Consider the following 8,327-nt stretch of genomic DNA (forward strand, 5'->3'; position numbering starts at 1 on the left):
CCCATTCTATTTACCCCTTGTGACAAATTTGTGAATGACTTTATTTTATATGATTTTTCGCGCTTTTCCTATAATTACATTTTCGAAATAGACTCTTTTCGGAAACTTTACCTCTCTTGAATGATTAAGTAAGATTCTTTTTGTAATTTGAACTATCTTGAGAGGACCAGCAAAAAGAGCATAATGCTGAGTTGTTGTCTCGGAGGATTCTCAATAAATTATGCACAAATATAAAAGCCCGGACCTGGGCCCGGGCTTGTTCTAATTGAGAATCTATTGTTTTATTGTGGTTTAAGTACGTTGCTTAAAACATATTTCATAAGTAAAGAATATGCTGCTATAGTGGACACGACTAACATAGAAACCATTCATAACACCATCCTTAGAGTTCAATATTAACTGAGAACTATTTTCATCTTTAAGAAAAGTGTATCATCAATGATTATCATTTTCAATGGAAACTAGCTAATTGTCACACTTATTTAACAAATTTGGTACGAAGCGCCCGTGTTTACCGAATTCATCTTCATATTTTGTTAATTCTCTCAATGCTCTCTCTTCTGCGGGAATGCGAATTGACAGGATCACGATATTCAAGAAGGTAAACAAAGCGAAAGTAAAAAACGCATTAAACACAAGCGGGATAATGATCAATTCCAATGTGACTATTAAATAGTTCGGATGCTTGATGATTTTATATGGCCCTTTTTTAACTATGTCTGCTCCTGGCAGAATAATGATTTTTGTATTCCAGAACCTTCCCAGTGAAGTCAGTGCCCAAATTCTCATCACCTGTGTAAATATGAAAAGCGAAAGCAATATTGGCCAATATAGTGATAAACTTTTGTGAAAATAAATCACTTCAAAAATAAAGAAGATAAAAAAGGATGTGTGGATCAATATCATCGCAGGATAGTGGCCCTTACCAAATTCAATGGCTCCTTTGCCCTTCATCCACTTTTCGTTCCTTTTAGCAATAACCAGCTCTGTCAATCTCTGGAATATGATAAATCCTATAAATACGAAAAATGCCATTCTATTCCCACCTCAAAAGCAGCAATTCCGAACTAAAGCCAGGCCCCAATGCCGCAGCCAAACCAAGGTCGCCAACGCTTGCAGTTTTCATGAACCTCCTTAACACATAAAGGATTGTTGCAGATGACATATTACCGAATTCCTTCAGGACATTCAGCGAGATTTCTGTCATCGTTTCAGGCAACTTCAATGCTGAAACATACGCTTCAAGGACCTTTTTGCCTCCCGGATGGGCGATGAAGTGATCTAAGTCGGCCACACTATATCCATTTGCCTTTAGAAAGCGAAGGACATTTGGCTGTAGCCAATTCTCGATAATTGTAGGAATGTCTTTTGAAAAAACAACGTATAGTCCTTCATTCCTTATATCCCATCCCATTACATCAAGCGAATCTGGCATTGTTGTTGATTGCGTTCCGATGATTCGTGGAGCTGATTGCTTTTTTGTTAACTGCTCAAACCCAGAATCTTCACCGCAAACAAGAGCACAGGCCACTCCATCTGCAAACAAAGATGTTCCAATCAAATTACTTTTAGACCTGTCGTTTCGCTGGAAGGTTAAACTGCAAAGTTCAATCGAGAGAACCAGCACTTTTGCTTTCGGGTATGCAAGGCAGTATTCGTATGCTCGTGAAAGTCCTGATGCTCCACCCGCACATCCCAGCCCCCAAATCGGAATCCTTTTAGTATATTGTGAAGATGGCAGGATATTCATAATCCTAGCTTCTATGCTCGGGGTTGCTATGCCTGTACTGCTAATTGTAAAGATTGCATCTATATCCTCCAAAAACACTTCTTTTTGTAAGAATTCATCATTTGCCAGGCATTTTGAGATTGCTTCTGCTCCTAGCTTTACAGCTGTTTCGATGTATGCATTATTTTTTTCTTCAAATGAATGGTCATGCTCGAACCATTCCAGATCTTTGGCAAAATGCCTCTTCTCTATCTGTCCATTCTGGAACACAGTTAGCAGTCTTTTTATATCGCTGAACGATTCTTTAAATAGTTTTTCGGCGAACTCCATTACCTCTTCTTGTTCAATTGCATATGGCGGCAATGCTTCTGCTGCGGAAATGATTCTTGGCATATCGCTACTCTCCTCATCTATATGTACGGTTACTTTTTCCATTTACCCGAAGAGTATGCAGTCAAACTAACGATTGAGCTTTATCAACTTTTAGAGCAAAAAAAAAGACTTTCCCCTGTAAAGGAGAAAGCCTAATGTTTTGAAGGAGTTGCTGTGCAATTTTATTATACAATGCCCTTATCACAGGAACACTATAAAATCATTACCAGTTGACATTCATTTTAGAAACCATGGATGGTCATGCCGCCATCGACAAATAATGTTTGTCCTGTCACGTAATTTCCTGCATCTGAGCTTAAGAATACTGTAGGTCCAACGAGCTCCGGCAATTCACCGATTCTTTTAAGTGGTGTGACTGCAAGGATCTCATTCACATATACTTCATCCGATAGAAGCGTTTCAGTCAGAGGTGTTTTAAAATACCAAGGACCAATTGCATTTACATTAATACCGTATTGCCCCCACTCCATCGCAAGCACTTTTGTCATCTGAATGAGAGCAGCCTTTGTAGCTGCATAGACAACTCCCGTTCTTAACGCTACATGGCCTCCAACAGAAGTAATATTGATTATTTTCCCACCTGCTTTTTGGTCTTTCATGACTTTGCCGGCTTCCTGGGACATCATGAACGCGGATTTCAGATTCGTATTCATAATTGTCTGCCATTCTTCATCGGTCACATCCAAAGCTTTGGAGCGAATATTCATTCCTGCGTTATTAACGAGGATATCAATTTTATCCCATTCTGATTTTACTTCGACAATTGCCCTATGTACTTGTTCCCTATTTGTAACATCCGTCGGCAGTATCAAAGCCCTTCTGCCAAGGTCACCAATAGCTGCAGCCGTATCCTTCAAGTCCTCCTCTGTCCGCGCTAGCAATGCAACATCAGCACCTGCTTCTGCAAGTCCTATGGCAAGCGCACGTCCTATTCCCCGCCCGGCACCTGTAACTACTGCAATCTTTCCATCAAGTTGAAATGAAGGCAAAAACATAAACATCACCTTTCCAAATTTTAAATTATCTTTATTTTACCACAATTAATTATCCAGTGAGTGAACCATGCTTTAACACAGCAAAAGCACCAGACTGGTGCTTTGAGTTTAACATGCTGATTATTTTTCGTTGGATTGATTTTGGACCTCAATCCAGATTTTCTTTTCTGCTGCACTGCCGCACTTTTTACAAATTTTGATTTCATCATATAAAAGACGGCAATGATCACAATAGAATTTCTCCACTACAATCACTTCCTGAAAAAACCATTTTCTACTAGTTTATTAACAATCATAAATTTGGTGAGAAGGTTTTTATAACTTCCGCTTTCATGGATTGTCAACCAGTTTTGTCACACCAGAGCTTTATATCAAACTCACTTGCTCATGTATTCACATTTTCGTTTTCACAGATTATTCACATTTACCCAGCTTGGGATGTGACTTAAATCACTGTGTTTATAGGTTTTCACCATTAACATAGTAAATAAAGCAAGTATGAACAATTTGTGAACTGGATGAAACCATATTTACGTTTCCAGATTGTTTTGTATTATGAAAGTGTACTTATTAAATTAATTTACTTACTTATTTATTCGAAGGGAGTGACCGGGATGGCACAGCCTGGAATCGGGAAGAAAACGAACACCAAGGTGGAAGAACAATCTTCTTTGAAAGGAACACTTGCATCTGTTTTCTTGTTGGGTTTCTTTTTAATCATTACTTGGGTAGGCGTATATTTTTTATTTTTAGATCGTTTCTAACAGAGATCAAAAGGAGAGAAAGAAGCTATGCACATTCATAAGTTTGAAAAAATTTGGCTAATATTCGGAGTCACGACACTTCTCGTTTTCCTTTCAGTCATTGGGGTAAGCGCCTTCTATCTTGGCAATCAGCCGCCAAGCTGTCTTGCTACGATAAATCCTGAAAAGGTTGATACAACCGCACCATTCAATAAGCCCGGCCTGAAAAAGGTTGAAGGCAAAGAATGGGATTATGAACTAGTTTATGTTGCTTCTGCTTTTTCTTTTAACCCGGCAAAGGTTGAAGTTCCTAAAGGTGCAAAGGTTAAAGTAATTGCAACTACAAAGGATGTCATCCACGGCTTTGAGGTTGCGGGAACAAACATCAACATGATGCTTGAGCCAGGATTCATCAGTGAATACGTGACTACGTTTGACAAGGCTGGCGATTTCCTGATCGTTTGTAACGAGTATTGTGGTGTTGGCCACCATATGATGTCTTCTAAAATTGAGGTGGTAGAATAATGAGTACGAATACAGTAAATACAAGAGTTGACCGCCGTGATGGCAAATTGGCAATGGCTCACTTTTATGTAGCATTCATTGCCCTGGCAGTCGGAGGACTTGCAGGCTTGCTGCAGACGCTTGTCCGTTCGGGAAAATTCGAATTACCTTGGGGAATCGGATATTATCAGGTTCTAACAGTGCATGGGGTCCTTTTGGGCCTTGTATTGACTACATTTTTCATTATGGGCTTCCAGCTTGCTGCAGTGAGCAAGACTTCAGGAGCTTTGACTGATAAACAGCGTTTGCTGGGCTGGATTGGCTTCTGGCTCATGACAGTCGGTACTGTTATGGCAGCTGTCATGGTTCTATTGAATAAAGCATCTGTTCTTTATACTTTTTATGCCCCTTTACAGGCGCATGCTCTTTATTATGTAGGTCTTACACTCGTTATTGTCGGCAGCTGGATTGACGGTGCCGCATTGATTATGGCTTATGCTTCCTGGAGAAAAGCTAACCCTGGAAAGCCTAGCCCGCTTTTGACATTCATGGCAATTGTTAATACGCTTTTGTGGATTGTTGCTTCTATCGGAGTAGCTGCAACCGTACTGTTCCAATTGCTTCCTTGGTCTCTAGGGCTTGTAGATCGTGTTGATGTTTTAGTGAGCCGTACCCTTTTTTGGTACTTTGGCCACCCGCTTGTGTACTTCTGGCTATTGCCTGCCTATATGGCATGGTATGCAATCGTTCCAAAAATCATTGGCGGAAAGATTTTCTCGGATTCATTGGCTAGGATGTCTTTTATCCTGTTCCTGCTGTTCTCAATCCCGGTTGGTTTCCACCATCAGCTGATGGAGCCTGGAATTGACCCTGCGTGGAAATTCCTTCAGGTTATCCTGACATTCCTTGTCATCATCCCATCATTGATGACTGCTTTCTCTCTTTTCGCAACTTTTGAGATGTTTGGTCGATCCAAGGGTTCTACTGGTCTATTTGGATGGGTGAAAAAGCTTCCTTGGGGAGATGCACGATTTGCGGTTCCATTCATCGGGATGCTTGCCTTTATTCCTGCAGGTGCAGGCGGCGTAATCAACGCTTCCCATCAGCTGAACCAGGTTGTCCATAATACGATTTGGGTAACAGGACACTTCCATTTAACACTTGCAACATCTGTAGTCTTAACGTTCTTTGGAATCTCTTATTGGCTGATTCCACACTTAACAGGCAGAGTTCTGACAAAGGCAATGAACAAGTTAGCCATTATCCAAGGTGTTGTCTGGGCGATCGGTATGACCTTCATGTCAGGATCAATGCACGCAGCTGGCTTACTAGGAGCCCCTCGCCGATCATCCTTCTCAACATACGGCGGCGCTGAAAAGGCTGCAGAATGGATCCCTTACCAGGTTGCACAGGCAGTCGGCGGTTCTATCCTGTTCCTTGGCATAATCTTGATGCTTTATATCTTCATAAATCTTGCATTCTTTGCACCTAAAGGTGAAGAGGAGTTCCCAGTTGGAGAAGTTGCTGACGCAGCCGAAAAAACTCCGATGGTATTTGAAAACTGGAAGCTCTGGATTGGTATTACAGTCTTATTGATTCTTTTCGCTTATACGATTCCTTTCATTGACATGATTCAGAATGCACCGATTGGATCAAAGGGATATAAGTTCTTCTAAGAAGATTATGCCCTGGTATCTTGATCAACTCTAGTTGACTGGGATTATATAAAAAAGCACTTCACTAATCAGAAAGTGAAGTGCTTTTTTTGTTTCCTAGCTGGCAGTGATATATTTACAGCCATTACGGATAGGACAATAAGCAGTGAACCTACAAACTGCAGGATTCCCGGGCGGTCCCCGTAAACTAATACGCCAAGCATAGTGGCAATAACTGGCTCAAGTGTAGCAACAACTGCTGCTGTACTGCTTTCTGTTCTTTCGAGTCCCCATGAGTAAGCAAAATATGCGAGAACTGTTGGGAAAATTCCAAGTCCAACGACATAAAGCCACGTACCTCCGTTGAACAAAATGCTCGCCTTGCCAGCAATTCCCGTAGTCGGAATCAGAGCCGCTGCAGCTACAATGAAGGTATACAGTGTGACGGTAAAAGGATGGTATTTCCTAAGAGCCACTTTTCCAAAAATGCTATAAAGAGCATAACCAAATCCTGCTCCAAGACCGATCAGAACAGCAGCAGCCGAAAATGATGATCCTTCCTGACCGGTTATACCAGCAGCGAGTGTACAACCTATTATCGTCAGAGAAATTGCGATTAGTTTCCTACGATCTATGCTTTCTTTCAGGAAGATAAAAGACAGTACTGCCACAAATGCAGGCGAAGTATATAGCAATGCGACGGCAATTGGAATATTCATTAGCTCAATTGCCGTAAAATAACACCAGTTAAAAAAGACGATGCTAAATATACCAGTCCCGATAAAAAGAGGTAGATCCTTTATTCTAATCTTAAGATGGCCACGGTAAGCTGCCAGTCCAACCAGAACAAGAATAACTGCTGCCGTCACTACCCGTATTGCGACGATTTCCATGGCGCTGAAACCAGCATCTGACAAACCTTTCACAAAGAAACCAATCAAACCCCACATAGCCGCAGCGAAAGCAATCATTAAATAAGGCAATTTTTTATGCATAGTTTCACCACACAGAAAAGATGGCAGCTACACTGCCATCTTCAATTTTTATACTAAATGATAAACTTTATTATATTTTTCATACAAGTAATCTACTAAATATTTAGCATTAAGTCCTTCACCAGTAACATCTGTAAGGATTTCAAGCGGCTTTTTCATTTTTCCGTGCTGGTGAACCTTCTCAGTCATCCATTCCTTCACTGGCAAAAGATTACCATCTTCCAGCAATTCTTCAAAGTTCGGCAGATCCTTAAGCATCGCATTTTTAAACTGGGCAGCATACATATAACCTAATGCATACGATGGGAAATACCCATAGCTCCCACCTGCCCAGTGTACGTCCTGAAGGACACCCTGTGCATCGTTATTCGGTCTGATGCCTAGATACTGCTCATATTTATCATTCCATATTTGCGGCAGGTCCTTTACCTCGATCTCATCATTGAATAGCCCTTTTTCTATTTCATATCGGATCATTACATGAAGAGGATACGTCAGTTCGTCTGCCTCGATCCTAATTAAACTTGGTTTCGATTCATTGACTGCACGATAAAAATCTTCTATTTCAACATCGGAAAATTGACCGTTTGAATATTGCTGAAGCAAACTGTAATTATGTTTCCAGAATGATTTATTACGACCGACAAAGTTTTCATAGAAAAGCGATTGAGATTCATGGATGCCCATTGATGTTCCAGAGCTCAACGGCGTTCCAATTAAATCCTTCGAAATGTTCTGTTCGTAAAGGGCATGGCCACCTTCGTGAATCGTTCCAAATACCGCTGTCCTGAAGTCGGACTCATCATATTTTGTAGTTACCCTTACATCACCAGGATTTAGACCCATCGCAAAAGGATGCACCGTTTCATCCAATCTTCCCGCATCGAAGTCATAACCCATTTGCTTTAAAATATCCAGGCTAAAAGCTTTCTGTTTTTCTTTCGGAAAGTTGTGGAATAAAAATTCGGTCTCTGGTTTATCTGCTGAATTTGAAATTTGCTGGACAAGCGGTACGATTTTTTCACGTAAATCGCCAAATACTTTGTCAAGCACTTCCACTGTTACGCCTGGCTCATACATATCAAGCAGCGTATTATATTTATTTCCTTCTGATCCCCAATATTGAATGAACTTCTTGGTCGTTTCCACTAATTTTTCGAGGTAAGGCCTGAACATTTCAAAATCAGACATTTCCTTCGCTTCTTCCCAGACTGTTTCAGCTTTGGATTGAAGAATAACATAATCCCGGTACTCTGTTGCAGGTATTTTCTTATTACGGTCATAGTCTTTTCTGCATTCTTCCAAGGTTTTGC

At 40.7% G+C, this 8,327-nt stretch carries 9 protein-coding genes; 3 read left to right on the forward strand and 6 right to left on the reverse strand.

Annotated features, from left to right (window positions below; translation table 11 throughout):
* Positions 1-465 precede the first annotated feature (465 nt).
* The 4 genes from WB217_RS12230 to WB217_RS12245 all read right to left on the reverse strand — a co-directional run bounded on the left by WB217_RS12230 (position 466) and on the right by WB217_RS12245 (position 3,363).
* Entirely contained in the window at positions 466-1,035 is a 570-nt protein-coding gene (locus tag WB217_RS12230; RefSeq protein ID WP_423993497.1) for an isoprenylcysteine carboxyl methyltransferase family protein, read from the reverse strand.
* Position 1,036: 1 nt separating this feature from the next.
* Entirely contained in the window at positions 1,037-2,122 is a 1,086-nt protein-coding gene (locus WB217_RS12235) for a type III polyketide synthase (RefSeq protein ID WP_423993498.1), read from the reverse strand.
* 221 nt (positions 2,123-2,343) lie between these two features.
* Complete coding sequence (locus tag WB217_RS12240) at positions 2,344-3,117, reverse strand: SDR family NAD(P)-dependent oxidoreductase (protein WP_423993499.1); 774 nt, start codon at positions 3,115-3,117, stop codon at positions 2,344-2,346.
* A gap of 120 nt (positions 3,118-3,237) precedes the next feature.
* Positions 3,238-3,363, reverse strand: coding sequence for a hypothetical protein (locus WB217_RS12245; protein ID WP_423993500.1), 126 nt, complete (start codon positions 3,361-3,363; stop codon positions 3,238-3,240).
* Positions 3,364-3,731: 368 nt separating this feature from the next.
* On the opposite strand from WB217_RS12245, the gene WB217_RS12250 reads away from it, so the two are divergent.
* From WB217_RS12250 to WB217_RS12260, 3 genes are read left to right on the forward strand one after another with little or no spacing between them, the layout of a single operon-like run.
* Complete coding sequence (locus WB217_RS12250; protein WP_207499743.1) at positions 3,732-3,881, forward strand: hypothetical protein; 150 nt, start codon at positions 3,732-3,734, stop codon at positions 3,879-3,881.
* A 27-nt stretch (positions 3,882-3,908) separates the two neighbouring features.
* A complete protein-coding gene (locus WB217_RS12255) occupies positions 3,909-4,385 on the forward strand; it encodes a cytochrome c oxidase subunit II (RefSeq protein WP_423993501.1) in 477 nt (158 codons plus the stop codon).
* Entirely contained in the window at positions 4,385-6,040 is a 1,656-nt protein-coding gene (locus tag WB217_RS12260; protein ID WP_423993502.1) for a b(o/a)3-type cytochrome-c oxidase subunit 1, read from the forward strand. The genes WB217_RS12255 and WB217_RS12260 overlap by 1 nt, the downstream gene beginning before the upstream one ends.
* A 68-nt stretch (positions 6,041-6,108) precedes the next feature.
* Here the strand turns inward: WB217_RS12260 and WB217_RS12265 are convergent, their stop codons facing one another.
* Entirely contained in the window at positions 6,109-7,014 is a 906-nt protein-coding gene (locus WB217_RS12265) for a DMT family transporter (RefSeq protein WP_423993503.1), read from the reverse strand.
* A gap of 48 nt (positions 7,015-7,062) precedes the next feature.
* Positions 7,063-8,327: carboxypeptidase M32 (locus tag WB217_RS12270; RefSeq protein ID WP_423993504.1), on the reverse strand; the 1,265-nt coding region annotated here is incomplete at its 5' end.

Source organism: Mesobacillus sp. (assembly GCF_049588175.1).
GTDB lineage: Bacteria > Bacillota > Bacilli > Bacillales > Cytobacillaceae > Mesobacillus.